The sequence below is a fragment of the Streptomyces sp. NPDC018019 genome (assembly GCF_044327805.1).
Classification (GTDB): domain Bacteria; phylum Actinomycetota; class Actinomycetes; order Streptomycetales; family Streptomycetaceae; genus Streptomyces.
In genome coordinates this window covers 104823-125066 of sequence record NZ_JBIRGD010000008.1, presented here as the reverse complement: position 1 = coordinate 125066, position 20244 = coordinate 104823, and the positions used below count along the sequence as shown (strand labels likewise).

Annotated in this window: 14 protein-coding genes; 5 read left to right on the top strand and 9 right to left on the bottom strand. The window is 72.1% G+C overall.

Translation table 11 applies throughout. The features are described 5' to 3' along the window. Together ACH4FX_RS15860 and ACH4FX_RS15855 are read right to left on the bottom strand one after the other, a co-directional pair. The gene (locus ACH4FX_RS15860) at positions 1-1731 is read right to left on the bottom strand and encodes an SWIM zinc finger family protein (protein ID WP_398479173.1); all 1731 of its coding nucleotides are present in this window, start codon (positions 1729-1731) and stop codon (positions 1-3) included. Further along, positions 1728-4757 (bottom strand): SNF2-related protein, encoded by a 3030-nt coding sequence (locus ACH4FX_RS15855; protein ID WP_398479488.1) that lies wholly within the window; start codon positions 4755-4757, stop codon positions 1728-1730. Before ACH4FX_RS15855 ends, ACH4FX_RS15860 begins: the two co-directional genes overlap by 4 nt. A 446-nt stretch (positions 4758-5203) precedes the next feature. Here ACH4FX_RS15855 and ACH4FX_RS15850 point away from each other — a divergent pair, with 446 nt between their 5' ends. Both ACH4FX_RS15850 and ACH4FX_RS15845 read left to right on the top strand, forming a co-directional pair. Further along, a complete protein-coding gene (locus ACH4FX_RS15850; protein ID WP_398479172.1) occupies positions 5204-6811 on the top strand; it encodes a UvrD-helicase domain-containing protein in 1608 nt (535 codons plus the stop codon). A 225-nt stretch (positions 6812-7036) separates the two neighbouring features. Beyond that, positions 7037-7444: a DUF6343 family protein gene (locus ACH4FX_RS15845; RefSeq protein WP_398479170.1), complete on the top strand. Its 408-nt coding sequence runs from the start codon at positions 7037-7039 to the stop codon at positions 7442-7444. A gap of 190 nt (positions 7445-7634) precedes the next feature. On the opposite strand, the gene ACH4FX_RS15840 is transcribed toward ACH4FX_RS15845, so the two are convergent. The 5 genes from ACH4FX_RS15840 to ACH4FX_RS15820 all read right to left on the bottom strand — a co-directional run bounded on the left by ACH4FX_RS15840 (position 7635) and on the right by ACH4FX_RS15820 (position 12295). Beyond that, positions 7635-8048 (bottom strand): tetratricopeptide repeat protein, encoded by a 414-nt coding sequence (locus ACH4FX_RS15840; protein ID WP_398479168.1) that lies wholly within the window; start codon positions 8046-8048, stop codon positions 7635-7637. A gap of 267 nt (positions 8049-8315) precedes the next feature. After that, entirely contained in the window at positions 8316-8741 is a 426-nt protein-coding gene (locus ACH4FX_RS15835; protein WP_398479166.1) for a cupin domain-containing protein, read from the bottom strand. Between the two features lie 188 nt (positions 8742-8929). Continuing rightward, positions 8930-9532, bottom strand: coding sequence for a dephospho-CoA kinase (gene coaE, locus ACH4FX_RS15830; protein WP_398479164.1), 603 nt, complete (start codon positions 9530-9532; stop codon positions 8930-8932). A gap of 105 nt (positions 9533-9637) precedes the next feature. Next, positions 9638-10585: a proteasome assembly chaperone family protein gene (locus ACH4FX_RS15825; protein WP_398479162.1), complete on the bottom strand. Its 948-nt coding sequence runs from the start codon at positions 10583-10585 to the stop codon at positions 9638-9640. Between the two features lie 159 nt (positions 10586-10744). Next, complete coding sequence (locus ACH4FX_RS15820) at positions 10745-12295, bottom strand: flavin monoamine oxidase family protein (protein ID WP_398479486.1); 1551 nt, start codon at positions 12293-12295, stop codon at positions 10745-10747. A gap of 289 nt (positions 12296-12584) precedes the next feature. On the opposite strand from ACH4FX_RS15820, the gene ACH4FX_RS15815 reads away from it, so the two are divergent. Next, on the top strand, positions 12585-13589 hold the full coding sequence (locus ACH4FX_RS15815) for a nitrous oxide reductase family maturation protein NosD (protein WP_398479160.1): 1005 nt from the start codon (positions 12585-12587) through the stop codon (positions 13587-13589). Between the two features lie 219 nt (positions 13590-13808). Here the strand turns inward: ACH4FX_RS15815 and rpsA are convergent, their stop codons facing one another. Then, the gene (rpsA, locus tag ACH4FX_RS15810; protein WP_003983922.1) at positions 13809-15320 is read right to left on the bottom strand and encodes a 30S ribosomal protein S1; all 1512 of its coding nucleotides are present in this window, start codon (positions 15318-15320) and stop codon (positions 13809-13811) included. Positions 15321-15692: 372 nt separating this feature from the next. Between rpsA and ACH4FX_RS15805 the strand changes: the two genes are divergently transcribed. After that, on the top strand, positions 15693-16535 hold the full coding sequence (locus ACH4FX_RS15805) for a class I SAM-dependent methyltransferase (RefSeq protein ID WP_398479158.1): 843 nt from the start codon (positions 15693-15695) through the stop codon (positions 16533-16535). Positions 16536-16610: 75 nt separating this feature from the next. After that, positions 16611-19253, top strand: a complete 2643-nt coding sequence (hrpB, locus tag ACH4FX_RS15800; RefSeq protein ID WP_398479156.1) for an ATP-dependent helicase HrpB — start codon at positions 16611-16613, stop codon at positions 19251-19253. Here the strand turns inward: hrpB and ACH4FX_RS15795 are convergent. Further along, the gene (locus ACH4FX_RS15795; RefSeq protein ID WP_398479154.1) at positions 19240-20232 is read right to left on the bottom strand and encodes a DUF3068 domain-containing protein; all 993 of its coding nucleotides are present in this window, start codon (positions 20230-20232) and stop codon (positions 19240-19242) included. The genes hrpB and ACH4FX_RS15795 overlap by 14 nt on opposite strands. Positions 20233-20244 lie beyond the last annotated feature (12 nt).

The window sequence follows — 20244 nt, the reverse complement described above, 5'->3', positions numbered from 1 at the left end:
TCACTGGCCGAGCAGCGCGGTGAGGGCCCCTACGGGGTCGGCGTCGGCGCGGCCGGTGGGCCACCAGTCCTCGGTACCGGGGTCGGATTCATAGGGATACCAGCGGTTGTCGTGGCCGAAGCGGAGCTGGATGCCGCGGACGGGGTCGGTGAGGTGGTTGTGCCGGGGGCGGAGGGCTGGAAGGTCGGCGGCTGTCAGGGCACTGCGGGCACGGTCGAAGTCACCGGCCGGCGGATTCCAGGTGGTGTCGAGCAGGGCCAGTCCTTCGAGGCCGCCCTGGCGCCAGGCGGCTACGGCGCGCGCCACGTCCGTCACGGTGCGGCCGGTGGCGGCGGCGAGGTCACGGTAGAGCGCCCGGGTGGCCGAGGTCAGGCCGGCGGTGGGGTGGGCGGTGGCGGCCAGCCGGATGCCGTCCTGCCAGGGCGTGAGGGCAGGGAAGGGGGACGGTCCGGTCAGGCCGGTCGCCGGTGGAAGATCCGGTCCGGCCGCAGGTATCGGCCTGGCCGCAGGTGCCGATCTGGCCGCAGGTGCCGTTCCGGCCGCAAGCGTGGGCCTGGGGGCCGTGGCACCGTCCGGCGCTGTCGGAACGTCGGCCTGTAGGGCGGTCAGGTAGGCGTGTGCGCGGGCCGTGGCATCGGTGGCCAGGAATTCCAGGGCTGCCGCGTCCAGCGGAAGGCCGTCGGCATCCGGAAGGGCATGAACCTGTCCAGGATGTGACGGAAGGGGCAAGGGCGGCGGAAGGGGCGGCAGCAGCCGGTCGGCCAGAGCAGCACGGGCGAGCACGCCGCGCGACGGACGCGCCCCCTCAGCCGCAGCCACCGGCGCCGAAGCCTCACGGTACGTGGTGTCCGTAACGGCTTCCGAACCGGCCCTGAACTGGGCCTTCTCACCGTCCTCCGGAGCAATCGCGCCCCTCGCGGCATTGGCCGCGGCGGCAGCCGCCGCGCGTGCGTCGGCCCGGGCCCCGGACAGCGGCTCGGTAGCCTGCGGCGACACCGGCCGGGCGCTGCGGGATTCGCGCGCCGTGAGCGTCGCGTTGCGGCGGGACAGTTCGTCGAGAAGTTCGCGTTCGCCGCGGCCGCGCATGAGGAGGAGGACGAACGGGTCGGCGTCCAGCAGCCGCGCCACCTGGAAGCAGACGGCGGCAGCGTGCTTGCAGGGGTTGCCGTAATCAGGGCAGGAGCAGCGCGGTACGAGGTCGTCCGGACCGGGCAGCAGGCGTACGCCCGCCTCGGCTGCGGCGCGTGGCAGTTCCTTGGCCAGAAGCGCGGTGAGCTGGGCCGGTTCGGCGGCGATGGTGTCCAGCAGATCGGCCCACTCACCGGCGGAAAGTTCCTGTAGGCGGATCACCACGTTGTACGGGCGCGGCCTGCTGCCCCGTACGGTGGCGGCGATGCGTCCGGGGGTGATGTTGATCGTGTCGACGTTGCCGTCGCTCGCGTACGTACGGCCGCGGGCGAGGCGAGCGCTGTCCAGGGCCGTGGCCTCCAGTGCGTCCAGCCAGGCGCTCCCCCACCACGATGCGGCGAACTGTCCTCGGGCGCCGGAGTGCCGCGGGAGGGGCGGGAACGTACGCGAGCGGTCGGAGCGGTCCATGCGCGCCGGGCGGTCCGGTGCGGCGCCGCGGCCCGGACGGGCGGACAGGGGCGTGTGCGCGCCGGAAGCCGGGGCACGGCCGTGGGCGAAGCGGTCGGCACCGTCTCCGGGAAGGGGGCGGGGGCGGCGGCTCATGCGGCCCTCCTCAGGGAGACGAGATCGGCGAGCTGGGCGTCGGTCAGTTCGGTGAGGGCGGTCTCGCCGCCGGAGAGGACCGCGTCCGCAAGGGCCCGTTTGGCGGTGAGCAGTTCGGCGATGTTGTCCTCGACCGTGCCTTCGGCGATGAGCCGGTGGACCTGGACCGGCTGGGTCTGGCCGATGCGGTACGCCCGGTCGGTGGCCTGTTCCTCGACGGCCGGGTTCCACCACCGGTCGTAGTGGATCACGTGGCCGGCCCGGGTGAGGTTGAGTCCGGTGCCGGCGGCCTTCAGGGAGAGCAGGAAGACCGGGGTATGGCCCGACTGGAAGCGGTCGACCATCTCCTCGCGCTGCTTGACGGGGGTGCCGCCGTGCAGGAGCTGGTTGCCGATGCCGCGGGCGGTGAGGTGCTTTTCGAGCAGCCGCGCCATTTCGACGTACTGGGTGAAGATCAGTGTGGCGCCGCCCTCGGCGAGGATCGTGTCGAGCAGTTCGTCGAGCAGTTCGAGTTTGCCGGAGCGGGCCGTCAGGCCGGGCGCCGCTTCCTTCAGGTACTGCGCGGGGTGGTTGCAGATCTGTTTGAGGGCCGTCAGCAGTTTCATCACCAGGCCGCGCCGGGCGATGCCCTCGGCCGCTTCGATCCTGGCCAGCGTTTCGCGGACGACGGCCTCGTACAGCGCGGCCTGCTCGCGGCCCAGTGCCACCGGGTGGTCCGTCTCGGTCTTGGGCGGCAGTTCGGGAGCGATGCCGGGGTCGGACTTCTTGCGGCGGAGGATGAACGGCCGGACCAGTCTGGCGAGGCGCGCGGCGGCCTCCGGGTCCTCACCGCCCTCGACCTCGCGTGCGTACAGGGCGCGGAAGGATTTCAGGGAGCCGAGCAGGCCGGGCGTGGTCCAGTCGAGGAGGGCCCACAGCTCGGACAGGTTGTTCTCGACGGGCGTTCCGGTGAGGGCGATACGGGACGGGGCCTTGATCCCGCGCAGGGCCTTGCCCGTGGAGGAGCGCGGATTCTTCACGTGCTGTGCCTCGTCCGCGACGACCCAGGCCCAGGCGCGGGCGGCCAGTGCGGTGGCGCTCGACCGCATCGTGCCGTACGTGGTCAGGACGAAACCGCCCTCGACATCTTCGAGGCTGCGCCCGGTGCCGTGGAAGCGGCGTACGGGAACGCCGGGCGCGAAGCGCTCGATCTCCCGCTGCCAGTTGCCGAGGAGGGAGGCCGGGCAGACCACGAGGACCGGGTCGGCGGGGCGTTGGTGGAGATGGAGGGCGATGACCGTGATGGTCTTGCCGAGGCCCATGTCGTCGGCGAGGCAACCACCGAGCCCGAGGGAGGTCATCCGGTCCAGCCAGGCCAGGCCGCGGAGCTGGTAGTCGCGCAGGGTCGCGCGCAGACCGGCCGGCTGCGGCGGGACCGGCGCGTCCTGACTCAGGCGGGAGCGCAGGGCGGAGAGGGCGCCCTCCGGCACCACCTCGACCTCTTCGCCGTCCACCTCGGCCGTGCCGTTCAGCGTCACCGCGAGGGCGTCGACCGGGTCCAGGTAGCCCAGTTCCCGTTTGCGCGCCTTGCGGACGAGCGCCGGATCGACCAGTACCCACTGGTCACGCAGCCGCACCACGGGCCGGTGGGCCTCTGCGAGGGTGTCCATCTCCGCTTCGGAGAGCGGCAGGCCGTCGAGGGCCACCTGCCAGCGGAACTGCAACAGCTTCTCGGTGTCGAAGAAGCCGAAACCGTCGGCCGCGGAGCCGGGTGCCGGGCGGATGACGGCGGCTGCCGTCAGCCCGCGGACCAGCTCCTTCGGCCAGTGCACGGCGACCCCGGCGGCCGTCAGGCGGGGCGCCGCTTCACCCAGCAGTTCGTACAACTCCTCCTCGGCCAGGGGGAGGACGTCGGGAACCGGCCGCTCCAGGAAGCGGGCCAGCGGGGGCCAGACACGGGCCGCCCGGCGTAGCGCGAGCAGAGTGTCCACCCGGGCACGCGGACCGAAGTGGTCGGATCCCTCTCCTTCCCACAGTTGCACGGCGTCGGTGACAAGGGTGGGATCCGTGAGGCTGTGCACCTGAAGGATGGCGGCCGCGGCACTGCGCTCTTCAGCGGCATGGGCCGGTGCGGAGTCGGCCTCGGCAGGCGTTTCGGAAGCGCCACCCAGGCCGGCCCCAGGCTCGTCCCGCAGGTCGAAAAGTCCATGGGCGGCCAGGTCGAGCCGCAGCGACAGCCGTACCCCGGCATCCACGCCCGCTGCCACTTCGGCGGCCCAGTCACGCGCGCCGGGCAGGTACTGCGGCGCCGACGCCGCGAACGGGGCACCGATCATGTGAGCTGCCGCGGGCGTACGGGGCAGGGCGTCCATCACCGCGTCCACGAGGGCCCTCACCAGCAGCTCCGGGTCGTGGACCTGCAAGGGACCGCTGCCGGGAAGCGGCACGGCGTACGCCTCGGGCGGCATGGCTGCGGCGACGGCCCGGAGGTGCGCCACGTCCTCGGGGTCCAGCGGGCCGGCGCGCCACGCATCGGTGTCCTGGGTGGTCAGCCCGGGAAGGAGTCTGCCGCGGGCGGCGAGGTTGAGTGCGTGCAGGACGGCCGCGCCCCAGCATGCCGCGGCAGGGTGAGCGGCCGGGTCGTGCCGGGCACCGGCCAACAGCGGCACGGCATCGGCAAGTGGCAGCAGCACGGCGGGGACCGTACGGCGGCGGGCGCCGTTGCCGTGCCGACGTGCAACCGTCAGCTCGGCAGTCTCCGCCGCACCGGGGAATCCCGGCGCCGCCAGTCCATCGCCCGGTTCCCCGCCCCCAACACCTACAGCCCCTCCCCCAACACCTACAGCTGGGGAAACGATCGGGAGAGGACCACCGTCCGGCCGCCAGAAGGCGAATCCGCCGGCCCGGGGCGGCTCGGCAGGCAGGAAGACCGCGGCGCAGCGGGCGAACACGGCATCGTCCTCCCTCCCTCTCTCTTCCCTCTCTCCCCGACCACCGCGGGTGCGGAACGCAGCGCTCGCAGCGGCAGACGGTCCGGCGGCGGGCATCGACCGGCTCGCCGCCTCCCTGTTCTCCGCCATGCCATTGCCCTTTCCCTGCGCCCCTCGCCCCTCTGCTGCCTCTGGTGCCCTGTGGCCCCTTTGCGACTGCCCGGTCCCGGACACTGCCACCCGGTGCGCACCCCTCGCCTGTCCCTCACCCCGACCTGCGAGTTTACGGTCGTCCACGCCGCTCCCCTCCCTTCTGCTGCCCACCGGTGCCGGTGACGCACCGGAGTCGGCCCCGGCCATCGGCACAGCGCGCGAAGCCGATATCGCTTCGACCGCGTGAGATCGATGGAAGCAGACGGCACTGACAACGCACCTGCCGACGCCCGTCCCGGCCGAAGTTATCCACAGGCCCGGAAAGAAATCCCACGGCCGGCTCGCGATGGGCTACCGTCATTACATCGTCACGGACAGTGACGAAGCCGATTCCGATGCGAGGAGCCACCATGAACAGTCCGACAACCGAGCAGACCGCCGCCGCGGACGCCTTCCGCGCCGGAGATCACCTCGTGATCCAGGCCGGAGCAGGCACCGGCAAGACCACGACGCTCGCCATGCTCGCCCGTTGCGCACCCCCGCGCGGACGGCCGCCCTGCCGGCAAGGCCGCTATATCGCGTTCAACAAGGCGATCGCGCGGGACGCCACCCGCCGATTCCCCGAGCACGTCACGTGCAGCACCGCACACGCACTCGCCTACGCCTCGGTCGGCAAGAACTATCAGACCCGGCTGAACGCCCCGCGTCAGGCAGGCTGGCGGATCGGCGCGGCCCTGGGCATCGACGCCGGGATGAGCGTACGCATCGGTGCCCGCCGGATCAGCAACAAGGCACTGTCCTACTCGGCGCTGCGCACCGTGACCCAGTTCTGCCGGTCCGCTGACCCCCGCCTCACAGCTCAGCACGTGCCACGGTTGCGCGGGGCCGAGGCAGACGCAGCGCATGAGCAGCTCTCGGAGATCGTCCTTCCTTTCGCCCGCAAGGCGTGGGCGGATATCCAGCATCCCGAGCAGGGCACCGTCCGTTTCGAGCACGACCACTATCTGAAGATGTGGGCTCTGAGCGAGCCGAAGATCGCGGCGGACTTCCTTCTGCTGGACGAGGCGCAGGACACCAACCCCGTGGTCGAGCAGGTCTTCACCGCCCAGCGCGGACATGCGCAGCTGGTCATGGTCGGGGATTCCGCGCAGGCCATCTACGGCTGGCGCGGAGCACGCGACGTGATGAGCACCTTCGACGGCAGACAGCTGTCCCTTTCGCGGTCCTTCCGCTTCGGTCCCGCGCTGGCCGAGGAGGCCAACCGCTGGCTGGCCATCGTCGACGCGCCGATCCGGCTCGACGGATCGCCGTCGCCGGCCACGGAGCTGACGAAGATCGCGAGACCGGACGCGGTCCTGTGCCGGACCAATGTGGGCGCGATGGTGGAGGTGATACGGCAGCTCGAACAAGGCCGCAGAGTCGCCTTGGCCGGTGGCGGGGGAACGCTGGCCGCGCTGGCACGGTCCGCGCACGATCTCAGATCGGGGCGCCGGCCGTCGCACCCTGAACTGATGCTCTTCGCGTCCTGGGAAGAGCTGCGGGAGTACGCGGAGTGCGACCCGTCCGGCCGGGATCTCCTGCCCCTGGTCGAGCTGGTCGACGAACACGGTACGGAGGCCGTCCTCCAAGCCCTGGCCCGGCTCACACCGGAGGACGCGGCCGAGGTCACGGTTTCGACGGCGCACCGGGCGAAGGGGCGGGAGTGGCCGGCGGTCCGGATCGCGGACGACTTCACCGCCCCGGATGACCTGGACGAACTGGACGCGGACGGGGAACCGGTCCCCGGGCCGATCGATCTCGCGGAAGCGCGCCTGGCCTACGTGGCCGTGACCCGGGCCCGGACACAGCTCGACATCGGCGGCCTGAACTGGATCAACTCCCACCCCGCCGGTGATCCCCGACCGGAGCGGGCTCGGGGATCACCGTGCGGCGCATCGTCCCGCGCCGCACCGGGTGGTGGCGGGAGTGGCTCATCAGATGACGGTTTGCGGGGCGCGGGTGTTTGTCGGGCCACATGACGCCCCCACGGAATGGGAGGACCCTGGGAGAGGGGGAAGGTGACGCGGACGAGCCGGGTGAGCGGTCTTGGCTAGGACGGCCTTCGACCGGTTGCGAACTGCATGCGAGGCGCAGGACCACGGCGATGAAGCTCAGCAAGATGCGAGCGGGCAGTCAGCAATGCAGGCCGGGCCATGTGCGGTGAGTGGCAAGCGGCGAGTGTGAGTGGTGAGTGGTGAGTGGTGATGCGAACCGGTAATGAACCTCTTCAGGCACGCAGTCCGCTGAAGATGCGCTGTGGGCTGGCGCTGTGGGGGATGCTCTGGGCCGCGATGGGCACGGTCGCCTTCGTGGTGGCCGGTCGGCCGGGGTGGGCAGCGGCCTGTGCCGTGGTGGCGGTACTCGCCGCTACGGACCTGGCCATAGTGGTGCGGCACATCCACCAAGGCCCGCACTACCAGCCGGGCAAGGACATACCACCGTACGAGCCGGGCCACGGCTCGGCCCGAGGGTCGCCGCCCCGCCGCCCAGCCGACCTGGGCCGGGACGGTGGTGGACCGGGCGGCCATGGCCCGAATGGCGAGATACGGGGGTCGGGACCAGACACGCCTGGAGCGGACGGACGAGAGGAGGGCCGCGGAGAGGAGAGATGAGGCCGCAAGTCGGCACTGGACGCACGCTCACCCGCCCAGGGGACACCCCCAGAACTCAACCCGCCCAGGGGCCTCAGAGCTCAACCCGCCCAGGGCTCCGACCACCCAGGGCCCCCGCCGACCGGGTTACGCGCTTCCGGGACCGGTCGAATCGGCCGGACCGGGCGGACCGGTCGGACCATCGGTCGGATCAGCCGGACCGGCTGGATCGGCTGGGTCGGCTGGGTCGGCCGGACCCGTTGGGGGGCTCGAAGCGGGCGGCTTCCAGGAAGTCCGGACGGGGGTCCAGGGCTGCGGCGAGGCGGAAGTGGCGCTGGGCCTCGTCGGGGCGGTTGGCGCGCTGAAGGGTGCGGGCCAGGGCGAAGTGGGCGAAGGCATTGTCCGGCTCGCGTTCCAGGACGATCTGGAATTCGAGTTCGGCCGGGCGGAGTTGGGCGGCGAGGAAGAAGGCGCGGGCGCGCAGCAGGCGGGCCGCGGTGTTCTCAGGGTGGGCCGCGATGACCGCGTCCAGGAGCTGCACGGCGCCGCGCGGGTCGCGGGCCGCCAGCAACTGCTCGGCGGCCCGGAAGTCGATGACGTTCGTCTCGGGGCTGCGTTCGGCCACGGCGTCTCCTCTCCCGTACTACGGGCCACCAGTCGCATGCCGCTCGCCGGCTCGGTGTGGGCAAGCGCGTGCGTCGCCCGGTGCGCGGGCGCTACGTGCGGCTCAACAAGCCCGTCACCCGTCGCATTCCCCACTCGGCTCGTCCCACAATCATGACGTTGAGGGCTCAGACGGTTCACGGGCGGGTGCGGGCCCACCGGACCGCCGTGGATCCGGACGCCATGGCTTTTCGCCGCCGGTTACCTTCACAGGGCGATGCGGTCATCTTCACAGAGTGATGTGGTACGCCTTGCGCAACGTTTCGTGCACAGTCCATCGCGTACGGTCGCCTTCGCGCAGAATGCAGGCGTCGCCCGGGCCCACTTCCAGAACGGGGCCGTTCTCGACCTCGATGGTTGCCCGGCCGCTGGCGACCACGAACAGTTCGTTCGCCTCGGTGTCCGTGACGACACCCGGGGTGATCTGCCAGATTCCCCGTATCTGCTTGCCGTCCGGGGATTCCCACAGGACCTTGCCGGTCACCATGGGATCGCCCGAGACGATCTGCGCGGCGTCCAGCGGCTCGGGCTCCAGGTCGGCGTCGGGTACGCCGGCGATGTTGACGACGAAGGAACCGGTGGCGGAGCCGGCGGAAGGAGGAACGGGAACAGGCTGGGAGGGCGGGGTGGGGACATGATCAACAGACTGGTTCATGGCCGCGACGATAGCTGGAGTGTCAAGACGCGCCCCGCCGCGTGCCGGAGCGACGAGTACGGTGACCTTCCCACGCGGGCCTCGCCCCCACGAGCGGTCAGCACGCGTCAAGAACTCAGACGCTGCGCCCTGCCCGCCCGAGGCGTGCCCCGTCCCGGAGGTACCCGCCCTTGGCCCTGCCCCTGCCCTCACCTTTCCCGCCCCCACCCCCGCAACCGCTCCCATACCGTGCGTACCTGGGGTTCCAGGGCCTCCAACGGCCCGTCGTTGTCGATGACCAGGTCCGCGACGGCGAGGCGCTGTTCGCGGGTCGCCTGGGCTTCCATGCGGGCCTTGGCCTCGCTCTCGGCCATGCCGCGCAGCCGTACCAGGCGGTCGAGTTGGGTGCGGGGCGGGGCGTCGACCACGACGACCAGGTCGTAGAGAGGGGCCAGGCCGTTCTCCGTGAGCAGCGGTACGTCGTGGACGACCACCGCGTCCGGTCCCGCCGCGGCTTCCAGTTCGGCAGACCGCGCTCCCACCAGCGGGTGCACGATCGCGTTCAGCGCCTGGAGTCTCTGCGGGTCGTTGAAGACGATCGCGCCCAGCTTGGGCCGGTCGAGAGTGCCGTCCTCGGACAGCACCTCCGACCCGAACTCCTCGACCACGGCGGCGAGCCCGGGCGTACCCGGCTCGACCACCTCGCGCGCGATCTTGTCGGCGTCCACGATCACCGCGCCGTACGACGCCAGCAGCCGCGACACCTCGCTCTTACCTGCGCCGATACCGCCCGTAAGCCCCACCTTCACCATGGGGCCCACGCTACATCGCGGCAGACGACGCCCGGGACGGTCGAGGCGCCCGGAAAGGGCGCCTCGACCAAGCCTCGGGCCACATCAGCCAGGCCCCGGGGCGTCTCAGCCCAGGCCCTGCTCCCCCTCGCGCTCCGCCAGGAAGCGTTCCAGTTCGCGGCCGATCTCGTCGGCCGAGGGCAGTTCCATCGGCTCGGCCACCAGGTTCCCGCGGCTTTCCGCGCCCGCCACGGCGTCGTACTGGTGCTCAAGGCCGTTCACCAGCGCGACCAGTTCCTCGTCCCCCTCGGAGATCTGCCGCTCGATCTCCTCCTGGGTACGCAGCGCCTCCGTGCGCAGCGCGTGTGCCGCAGTCGGCAGGACCAGCCCGGTGGCCGCAGTGACCGCTTCCAGGGCCGTCAGCGCCGCGTCCGGGTACGGGGAGCGGGCCACGTAGTGCGGTACGTGCGCGGCCACGCCCAGCACGTCGTGTCCGGCCTCGGCGAGCCGGAACTCGATCAGCGACTCCGCGCTGCCGGGCACCTGGGCCTCGTCGAAGACGCTGCTGTGGCCGGGCATGAGGTCGATGCGGTTGCCGTGCGGCGTGAGGCCCACGGGGCGAGTGTGGGGGACGCCCATCGGAATACCGTGGAAGTTCACCGCCAGCCGTACGCCGAGCCGCTCCACCATCTGCCGCACCGCGGCGGCGAAGCGCTCCCACTCCACGTCCGGCTCCGGGCCGGACAGCAGCAGGAACGGCGCGCCGGTGGCGTCCTCGACGAGCCGCAGTTCGATGCTCGGGGTCTCGTACGCGGTCCAGCGGTGGCGCTGGAAGGTGAGCAGTGGCCTGCGGGCGCGGTAGTCGACGAGCCGGTCGTGGTCGAAGCGGGCGACGACCCGGTGGGAGAGGCCGCTCAGCAGCCGGTCCACGATCTGGTCGCCGGTCTCACCGGCATCGATGTAGCCGTCGAAGTGGTACAGCAGCACCAACCCCGCGGAGTCCCGTGCGGTGATCGCCTCCACCGCCGCGAGCCCGCTCGGCTCCCATTCGTACAAACCCTGGGGATCCAACACAGTGTCCGCTCCTCCTCGATGTCCGTCCCCCAGAACGTCCTACGTGCCGCCGGCATTCCCTCACCGGCCATCGCTCCCCCGCTCCCACCCTTCCCACCACCGGACCGCTCCCCCACCATTCCCACCATCGGCCCCCGCCCCCCGTCCTGGACCCCCGCCTCACCCCCGCAAAACCCTCCGATGCACCTCCCCCACCACCTTCCGCGCCGACGAGAACGCCCCGTGCTGCCAGGCGATCGTGTGGCTGAGGTAGTCGCCGGCGAAGTACACCCGGCCGGCGGCCTGGTTGAGTGCGGCGTAGCGGGCGGCGTCCGGGCCGCCCTCCAGGCTGTGCCAGGCGGCTTCGACGTGCGGCATCAGGCGCCAGTGCTGGGAGAAGGAGGAGCTCAGTTCGGTGCGGTACTTGGCCCCGTGGATCTTGACACCCTGGGCGACGGCGCGCCGTTCGCGCTCCTTCGGTGCGAGCTTCCCGTAGGCGTCGGCGTCCCGGCCGAAGTTGTAGTAGCCGATGACGACGCCGCGGTCCGCGTGGAAGGCGTACGACGGGTACCAGATGACGCCGACGTCCAGGTCGGTGTTGGTGATGCCGCCGTAGATCCGGTGGTCGTCCTCCCACCACCGGCTCCGGTATTCGAGGCCGAGCTTCGCCGCCGAATCGGGCGCGCACGCCTCCAGCGCGCTCTGCACCGCGCCGCCCAGGTTGTGCGGGACGCGGGCGAGGATGTTGGGCGGCAGCGCGGCGATGCAGTAGTCCGCGTCGAGCGTTCGGGTGCTGCCCTGGTGGGTGTAGGTGACGGTGACCCGGTCGGCCTTGTCGGTGATACGGGTGACCACCGCGCCCGTACGGACCCGCCGCTCGCCCACCGCCCGCGTGAGCGCCCGCGGGATGCGGTCCATGCCGCCGACCGGCTGGTACATCATCATCGCCTGGTCGTAGCCGAATTCGAAGGCGAAGGCGCGGCCGACGCCGCTGGCGAGGACGTCGGACACGGACGGCACCGGGCCGAGGACCGTGCCGGGCGTGCCGGCGGCGCCGGGGTCCCGGCGGTAGCCGCGCCGGGTGCTGCCCGTGTAGCGCCAGCTCTTGGCCGGGTCGCCGGCCACCCGTCCGCCGATGTCGCCGAAGCCTCGCAGGAATTCCAGCAGTCGCTCGCGGTCGGCGGCGGTCAGTTCCTTGTCCAGGGCGCCCTTGTCGGTCGCCTTGGCCAGGAGTTCGGAGACATAGCCGTACACGTCGGCCTTGGCGGTACGGAAGCGGACCGGACCGTCCGATGCCGTGCGCGAGGTGTGCACATAGGCACTCGCGTTCACGTTGGTGAACGCCTCCAGCGGTACGCCGAGTTCACGGCAGTAGTCGAGCGTGATCATCCACTGTGGGATACGGGCCGGGCCCGTGTTCATGTAGTGGCCGTCCGAGAACCGCGCGGTCTGCCTGACGCCGTGCGTGTCGACGACCGTGTCCCCGCCCCGTACGGTCAGGTTGCGGCCGCCGGTCCGGTCCGCGGCCTCCAGGACGGTGCAGTCGTATCCGGCCTTGCCCAGTTCGTACGCCGCCGTGAGGCCCGCGATGCCGCCGCCGACGACCACGACCTTGGCGGCGGCCTTCCCGGTCAGTGTGAAGTCGCTCGCCCGCGGCGCGGTGAAGGCCGGTTCGGCCGCCGCGGCCTCGGCGGTGGGCGCCAGTCCCAGCGCGCCCATCGTGGCGAACATCGCGCCGGCGCCGCCGGTGACGCCGACGGCGCGCAGGAAATCCCGTCGATTGAAATCCGACATGGTCACACCCCCGTGTGAATGAACGTTCGTGCATCTTGCGACCTTGTCACCCGATAAGACGCGAATCTCCGGCCGCGGGATGCCTTCGGCGGCCCGTCACTCCGGCGCCCCGGGACTCCAACGGCCCGTGCATCTCGGGAGGTTGACCACCTCGCGGCAGGTGCTACCTTCACCTCCATTCCCTGTTCATGTCGACGTCCTCCGTTCACGTACAGGAAGGATACGGATGCGTACGCGATCCCTGCTGCCAGTGTCCGCCGCGGCCCTGCTGGGCGTCGGCGCCCTGCTCGCCACCTCCGTCACGGCACACGGAAGCACTCCCGGTTCCGTCCCCATATCCGCCCCGGCCGTCGCCCGCACCATCGATGTCTCCACCGCGGCCCAGCTCAAGAGCGCTCTGTCGGCCGCCGAGCCGGGCGACACCATCCGGCTCGCGGACGGCACGTACCAGGGCAACTTCCGGGCCGCCACCGCGGCCGGCGCGTCCTCGCGGATCACCCTCACCGGCTCCGCCAGAGCCGTCCTGAAGGCGAGCGGCGGCTACGGGCTCCACCTGGACGGCGCCTCGTACTGGACGGTCCGGGGCCTCACCGTCACCGGCGGCCAGAAGGGCATCGTGACGGACGCGGCGCGGGGCGTCGTCCTCGACACCGTCACCGTGCACGGCCTGGACATGGAGGGCGTGCACTTCCGGAAATCCAGCAAGGACGGCGTCATCGAGAATTCGAGGATCTACGACACCGGGCGGGACGGCCGGGGCATGGGCGAGGGGGTGTACGTGGGCAGCGCGGGCGGCACCGGGGACAGGAGCGACAACGTACAGATCCTGCGCAATACGATCGGGCCCGGCGTCGGCGGCGAGAACATCGACATCAAGGAGGGCACCACCGGCGCGAAGATCATCGGCAACACCTTCGACGGCAGCGGGCTGACCGGCGCCCACTACGACGACTCATGGGCCGACATCAAGGGCAACAAGGTCCTGGTGGAGGGCAACACCGGCAAGCACACCCGCAACAACGGTTACGAGACGCACAGCCAGCAGCCGGGCTGGGGCTGCGGCACGGTCTTCCGCGACAATCGGTCCGACCTCAGTGGCGCGAACGGTCCGAACCGGTACGGCTTCCACATCACCAATTACCAGGCGGCCGACTGCCCGGTGACGATCACCGGCGACAACAAGGTCACCGGCGGCCGCGGCATCGCCACCCCGGGCGTCCCGGTCGGATAGCCACGCCAGCCACCCCAGCCACAGCCCCAGCCACAGCCACAGCCACTCCGAGCGTCCCGGCCAGCCGGCCGCCCCGGCCCTCCTCCCCATCCCCAGTCCGTCCCCACCCCCGCACACGACGAAGGCCCGCCCCCCGAGGGGAGCGGGCCTTCCTTGTCCTACCGGCTGGTACGCCGGGGCGCTTACCGGGCTACCGGTGGGCGCCTACCGGCGACGCGTTCAGCTCTGGCCGCCGGCCAGCTTCTCGCGCAGCGCGGCCAGGGCCTCGTCCGACGCCAGGGCGCCGGAGTTGTCCGTCGACTCCGAGGAGTACGAGCCACCGGAGACGTTGCCGCCACCGGCGTTGCCGCCGGCCGCCGGGGCCGCCGCGCCCTCGGCCGCAGCCTGCTCGTCGGCCTCGCGGGACTTGATGACCTGGGCCTGGTGCTGCTCGAAGCGCTGCTGCGCCTCGGCGTACTGGGTCTCCCACGCCTCGCGCTGGGCCTCGTAGCCCGGCAGCCAGTCGTTGGTCTCCGGGTCGAAGCCCTCGGGGTAGATGTAGTTGCCCTGGTCGTCGTAGGACGCGGCCATGCCGTACAGGGTCGGGTCGAACTCGACCGCCGTCGGGTCGGCGCCGAAGGACTCGTTGGCCTGCTTCAGCGACAGCGAGATCCGGCGACGCTCCAGGTCGATGTCGATGACCTTGACGAAGATCTCGTCGTTGACCTGGACGACCTGCTCCGGGATCTCCACGTGGCGCTCGGCCAGCTCGGAGATGTGGACCAGGCCCTCGATGCCCTCGTCCACGCGGACGAACGCACCGAACGGCACCAGCTTGGTGACCTTGCCCGGGACGACCTGACCGATCTGGTGGGTCCGGGCGAACTGCTGCCACGGGTCTTCCTGGGTCGCCTTGAGCGACAGGGACACGCGCTCGCGGTCCATGTCGACGTCCAGGACCTCGACCGTGACCTCCTGGCCGACCTCGACGACCTCGGACGGGTGGTCGATGTGCTTCCAGGACAGCTCGGAGACGTGCACCAGGCCGTCGACGCCACCCAGGTCCACGAAGGCACCGAAGTTGACGATGGAGGAGACGACGCCGGAGCGCACCTGGCCCTTCTGGAGGGTGGTGAGGAAGGTCTGGCGGACCTCGCTCTGGGTCTGCTCCAGCCAGGCACGGCGGGACAGGACCACGTTGTTGCGGTTCTTGTCCAGCTCGATGATCTTGGCCTCGAGCTCCTTGCCCACGTAGGGCTGCAGGTCGCGCACGCGGCGCATCTCGACCAGGGAGGCCGGCAGGAAGCCACGGAGGCCGATGTCGAGGATGAGACCACCCTTGACGACCTCGATGACGGTACCGGTGACGATCCCGTCCTCTTCCTTGATCTTCTCGATGGTGCCCCAGGCACGCTCGTACTGGGCGCGCTTCTTCGAGAGGATCAGGCGGCCTTCCTTGTCCTCCTTCTGGAGGACCAGGGCCTCGATCTCGTCACCGACGGCGACGACCTCGTTGGGGTCGACGTCGTGCTTGATCGAGAGCTCGCGGCTCGGGATAACGCCTTCGGTCTTGTAACCGATGTCGAGCAGGACCTCGTCCCGGTCGACCTTCACGATGACGCCGTCGACGATGTCGCCGTCGTTGAAGTACTTGATCGTCTCGTCGATCGCGGCGAGGAAGGCTTCCTCGTTACCGATGTCGTTGACCGCAACCTGCGGGGTGGTGGCGGTGGTCTCGGTGCTGCTCGTCATGTGGGAAAGGGCTCCGGTACGGACATTGAAGTCGTAGGTACTGCTACGCCGGGAGCCTGTATCGCTTCTGCATAAGACCGGACAGCGTCAGAGACGCGTGAACAGGAACTCCGAACCAACCGAAGCCCCGGCAGCGCCCCGAAAACCGAGGGGACATACATACAGATGCGAGCGCGACCTGCTCCGTCTGAGGTGCGCAGGCCCGCAGCGCAACTTGTAGCATACGGGGGCAGCCGGACACGGTCAATGCGCGAAGGCGCACACCCGGGGCGGAACGCCCCATAACCGGCACACGCCATGTTCCGCGAGGCCAACGGGGCCCTGCGGCGACCGGCAGCCACAAGCTCAGCGAAGAGTACGACGACGGGCGCGATGATCCAAGAGTACGAGCCGGAGGCGACACGGCGTGCCGCCTCGGACACGGAAAGCAGCCGGGCCAGCCGTGGCTGGTGGGACCGAAACGCGGACGAGTACCAGAACGAGCACGGCGCGTTCCTGGGGGACGACCGTTTCGTGTGGGGTCCCGAGGGGCTGGACGAGGCGGAGGCCGGGCTGCTCGGGCCGGCGGCGGAGCTGAAGGGGCGGCGGGTCCTGGAGATCGGGGCGGGCGCGGCGCAGTGCTCGCGCTGGCTGGCGGCGCAGGGCGCCCGTCCGGTGGCGCTCGACCTCTCGCACCGCCAGCTCCAGCACGCCCTGCGGATCGGTACGGGTGCGGAGCCCGGCGGACCGGTGCCGGGCGTGTCGGCGCAGGTCGAACTGGTCGAGGCGGACGCCGGGGCCCTTCCCTTCCGCGACGCCTCCTTCGACCTCGCGTGCTCCGCGTACGGGGCGGTGCCCTTCGTCGCCGACCCGGTACGCGTGATGCGGGAGGTGCGGCGGGTGCTGCGGCCGGGCGGGCGCTGGGTGTTCTCGGTGACCCACCCCATCCGCTGGGCCTTCCCCGACGAGCCGGGCCCGGAGGGCCTGAGTGTGGGCTCGTCGTATTTCGACCGCACGCCCTACGTGGAGCAGGACGGGGCGGGCCGCGCGGTGTACGTGGAGCACCACCGGACGCTGGGCGACCGGGTGCGGGACGTGGCCGCGGCGGGCTTCCGGCTGGTGGACCTGGTCGAGCCGGAGTGGCCGGAGTGGAACTACCAGGAGTGGGGTGGCTGGTCGCCGCTGCGCGGGAACCTCATCCCCGGTACGGCGATCTTCGTCTGCGTGGCGGACTGACCGGACGGCCGGCGCGGGGCGGCGTCCGCGGGCCCGCCCCGGCCCGTGCTCCGGCCCGTCCGGGAAACTGGTGGCGTGATCCGCCACGACGCCCTCGCCCAGCTGCCCGTACGGACCGTCCTGCCCGCGCTGGAGGAAGCGCTGGACCGGCACGGCGCCGCGGTGCTCTGCGCGCCTCCGGGCACCGGCAAGACGACGCTGGTGCCGCTGGCCCTGGCCGGTCTGACCGGCCCGGAAGGCCCGGCGGGGCGGTCCGGCCCCTCTCCGCGCCGGGTGATCGTCGCCGAGCCGCGCCGGATCGCGGCCCGTGCCGCCGCGCGGCGGATGGCCTGGCTGCTGGGTGAGCAGGTGGGCGACCGGGTGGGCTTCACCGTGCGCGGCGAGCGCCGGGCCGGCCCCCGTACGGCCGTCGAGGTGGTGACGACCGGTGTGCTGCTGCAACGGTTGCAGCGTGACCCTGAGCTGGCGGGTGTCGATGCCGTCGTGCTGGACGAGTGCCACGAGCGGCATCTGGACGCCGACACCGCCGCCGCCTTCCTGCTCGACGTCCGCGCGACGCTGCGGCCGGAACTGCGGCTGCTCGCGGCGTCGGCGACGACGGACGCCGAGGGCTGGGCCCGGCTGCTGGGCGGGGGCGCGGACCACGGGGCGGACAGCAGCGCTGCGCCAGTCGTGGAGGCCGCGGGGGTCTCCCACCCGGTGGAGGTCGTCTGGGCGCCGCCGGAGCGTTCGTCCCCCACTCTCGGCTTCGCTCGAGCGGGAGGGGCCCCCATGCCCCCGCACGGTATGCGGGTCGATCCGGTGCTGCTGGGGCACGTCGCAGCGACGGTACGGCGCGCGCTGCGCGAGCGGTCGGGCGATGTGCTCTGTTTCCTGCCCGGTGTGGGGGAGATCGCGCGGGTGGCCGGACAGTTGGACGATGTCGCGGCCGACGGCACCGAGGTGTTGCAGGTGCACGGTCGGGCGCCGGCCGCCGTACAGGACGCGGTGCTGTCCGGTGGCTCCGGCCGGCGGCGGGTGGTGCTGGCGACCTCGGTGGCCGAGTCGAGTCTGACGGTGCCGGGTGTGCGGGTGGTCGTGGACTGCGGGCTGGCGCGGGAGCCCCGTACCGATCACGCGCGCGGGCTGAGCGCGCTGACGACCGTACGGGCCTCCCAGGCGTCGGCGCGGCAGCGCGCGGGGCGGGCCGGGCGCGAGGCGCCGGGGACGGTGTACCGCTGCTGGTCGCAGGGCGAGGACGCGCGCCTGCCGCGCTTCCCGGCGCCCGAGATCAAAGTCGCGGACCTCACGGCGTTCGCGTTGCAGGCGGCCTGCTGGGGTGATCCGGACGCCGCGGGCCTGGCCCTGCTCGACGCGCCGCCCGCGGGCGCGCTGGCCGCCGCGCGCGAGGTGCTGGCCGCGATCGGCGCGGTCGGCGCGGACGGCCGGGTCACCGACCGCGGCGTACGGATGTCGCGGCTCGGCCTGCACCCGCGCCTGGCGCGCGCCCTGCTGGACGGCGCGCGCCGGATCGGTGACCGCCGCGCCGCCGAGGTGGTCGCGCTGCTGAGCGAGGAGCCGCCGCGGGAGTACGGGGACGATCTGGCCGCCGCCTGGCGTACGGCCCGGCGCGGGCAGGACGCGTACGGCTCCCGTTGGCGCCGGGAGGCCCGCCGGCTCACGTCGGCGGTGGCGGGGGCCCGGGAAGCGGCCGACGGCACGGGGACGGAGCCCGCGGCCGGGGCGGCGCACGGCTCGGACGACGCGGCAGCCGGTCTGGTGGCCGCCCTGGCGTTCCCCGAGCGGGTGGCGCGGGCCCGGGGCGCGGGTGCGTTCCTGATGGCGTCCGGGACCGGCGCCGAGCTGGGGGACGGGTCGCGGCTGCGCAGCGCGCCGTGGCTGGCGGTGGCGGTCGCCGACCGGCCCGTGGCGGCGGCGTCCGCGCGGGTGCGGCTGGCGGCGGAGATCGACGAGGACACCGCGCGTACGGCGGCCGGGGCCCTGTACGCGGCGGGCGAGGAGGTCCGCTGGGCGGACGGGGACGTGGTGGCCCGCTCCGTGGAACGGCTCGGCGCGATCGAACTGGTCGCCCGCCCGCTGCGCTCCCCCGACCCCGGCCTCGTCCAGGAGGCGCTGGCGGACGGGCTGCGCCGGGCGGGCCTCGGACTGCTGCGCTGGTCCGACGGCGCACGGGCGCTGCGGGACCGGATGGCTTTTCTGCACCGGGAGTTGGGCGGCGAGTGGCCCGACGTGTCGGACGCGGCACTGCTGGACCGGCTCGACACCTGGCTGGGCGTGGAGCTGGGCCGGGCGCGGCGGCGCGCCGACCTGGAGCGGGCCGACGCGGGCCAGGCGCTGGCCCGGCTGCTGCCGTGGGCGAGCGGGGCGGCGGTCCGGTTCGACGAGCTGGCGCCGGAGCGCATCGAGGTGCCGAGCGGGTCACGGGTGCGGGTGGACTACAGCGGCGAGCAGCCCGTGCTGGCCGTCAAGCTCCAGGAGCTGTTCGGCTGGCAGGAGTCCCCCCGGGTGGCGGACGGGCGGGTGCCCGTGCTCGTCCACCTGCTGTCGCCTGCCGGGCGGCCGGCCGCCGTCACCGCCGACCTGGCGTCCTTCTGGCGGGACGGTTACCGGTCCGTACGGGCCGAGCTGCGCGGCCGTTACCCCAAGCACCCCTGGCCGGAGGACCCGGCCGGCGCGCAGCCGACCCGGCACACGACCGCGCGCCTCAGGCGGAGCTGACCCGCGCGGGGCGCTCCGGCTCCGGGCGGTTCCCCTCCGGGCGGCGCCCGCGGGCCTCCAGGACCAGGCCGAGGGTGAGGAGCGCGGCCCCGAGCGCGAGAAAGCCCCACGGGAGGTGGCTGGTCAGGAGCAGGACGAGCCGGCGCTGGGACGTCACGAGGTCGACCGTGGCGGCCACGTAGTCCGGCCGCATCTTCACGTGCCCGGAGAAGGCGGTGACCTTGCCGCCGCCGGGGACGAGGCTGCCGCCGCGCAGCTCCTCCCGGTGGATCTCCTCCCCGTTGACGGGCGCGCCGGTGACCGGCTCGACCCAGAACATCCGCTTGGTGCTGTACCAGCGGGTGGTGCCGGATTTCGCGACGGTCTCCGCGGTGATGCCCTGGACCGGCAGCTTCTTCGGGAAGGGCACCTTCGTCCAGGGGATGGTCTGCTCGAAGTAGTAGACGTCCAGGCCGCGGAAGGTGCGGGTCCCCTTGTAGTGGATGGGGGCGCTGGTGCGGGTCTGCGCGTCGAAGTAGTCGTAGTCCCGCCGCTCCGTGAGGAACGGCCATTTGTACTCGATGCCGGTGCGCCGTACGGGATCGCCGTCGACCATTTCGCCGGTGGCGTGCACGGGCTCCTGGGTGTGGGCGTCGAAGATGTAGCGCTCGGGGATCTGGGAGACCATCTTGCCGTCGGGGCCGGCGACGTGGGAGAGCGCGTCCCAGACCACGACGTCGCGGCCGGCGGTCCGCTCGATGCGTTCGGACTCCTCGACGTTGCCTTTGAGCGTCTGGACGATGGAGACCTTCGGGACCTGCCGGGCCCGCATCGTGCCGTAGTCGAGGAGGGTGGCGGGCTTCGCCTCCAGCACCATGTCCTGGTACTGGTTCGCCGGGACCTTGGCGAGCCGCGGGAAGGCGTACCAGCGCAGCAGCGGGGACAGCGCGGCGAAGAAGACGGCGAACGCGAGCAGGACCAGACTGGCTTTGCGTCGCATGGCGGCGGCGTC

Coding starts and splice junctions, on each gene's coding strand:
- ACH4FX_RS15860 (WP_398479173.1), bottom strand. CDS start 1,731: ATGAGCCGCCGCCCCCGCCCCCTTCCCGGAGACGGTGCCGACCGCTTC.
- ACH4FX_RS15855 (WP_398479488.1), bottom strand. CDS start 4,757: ATGCCCGCCGCCGGACCGTCTGCCGCTGCGAGCGCTGCGTTCCGCACC.
- ACH4FX_RS15850 (WP_398479172.1), top strand. CDS start 5,204: ATGAACAGTCCGACAACCGAGCAGACCGCCGCCGCGGACGCCTTCCGC.
- ACH4FX_RS15845 (WP_398479170.1), top strand. CDS start 7,037: ATGCGAACCGGTAATGAACCTCTTCAGGCACGCAGTCCGCTGAAGATG.
- ACH4FX_RS15835 (WP_398479166.1), bottom strand. CDS start 8,741: ATGAACCAGTCTGTTGATCATGTCCCCACCCCGCCCTCCCAGCCTGTT.
- coaE (WP_398479164.1), bottom strand. CDS start 9,532: ATGGTGAAGGTGGGGCTTACGGGCGGTATCGGCGCAGGTAAGAGCGAG.
- ACH4FX_RS15820 (WP_398479486.1), bottom strand. CDS start 12,295: ATGTTCGCCACGATGGGCGCGCTGGGACTGGCGCCCACCGCCGAGGCC.
- ACH4FX_RS15815 (WP_398479160.1), top strand. CDS start 12,585: ATGCGTACGCGATCCCTGCTGCCAGTGTCCGCCGCGGCCCTGCTGGGC.
- rpsA (WP_003983922.1), bottom strand. CDS start 15,320: ATGACGAGCAGCACCGAGACCACCGCCACCACCCCGCAGGTTGCGGTC.
- ACH4FX_RS15805 (WP_398479158.1), top strand. CDS start 15,693: ATGATCCAAGAGTACGAGCCGGAGGCGACACGGCGTGCCGCCTCGGAC.
- ACH4FX_RS15795 (WP_398479154.1), bottom strand. CDS start 20,232: ATGCGACGCAAAGCCAGTCTGGTCCTGCTCGCGTTCGCCGTCTTCTTC.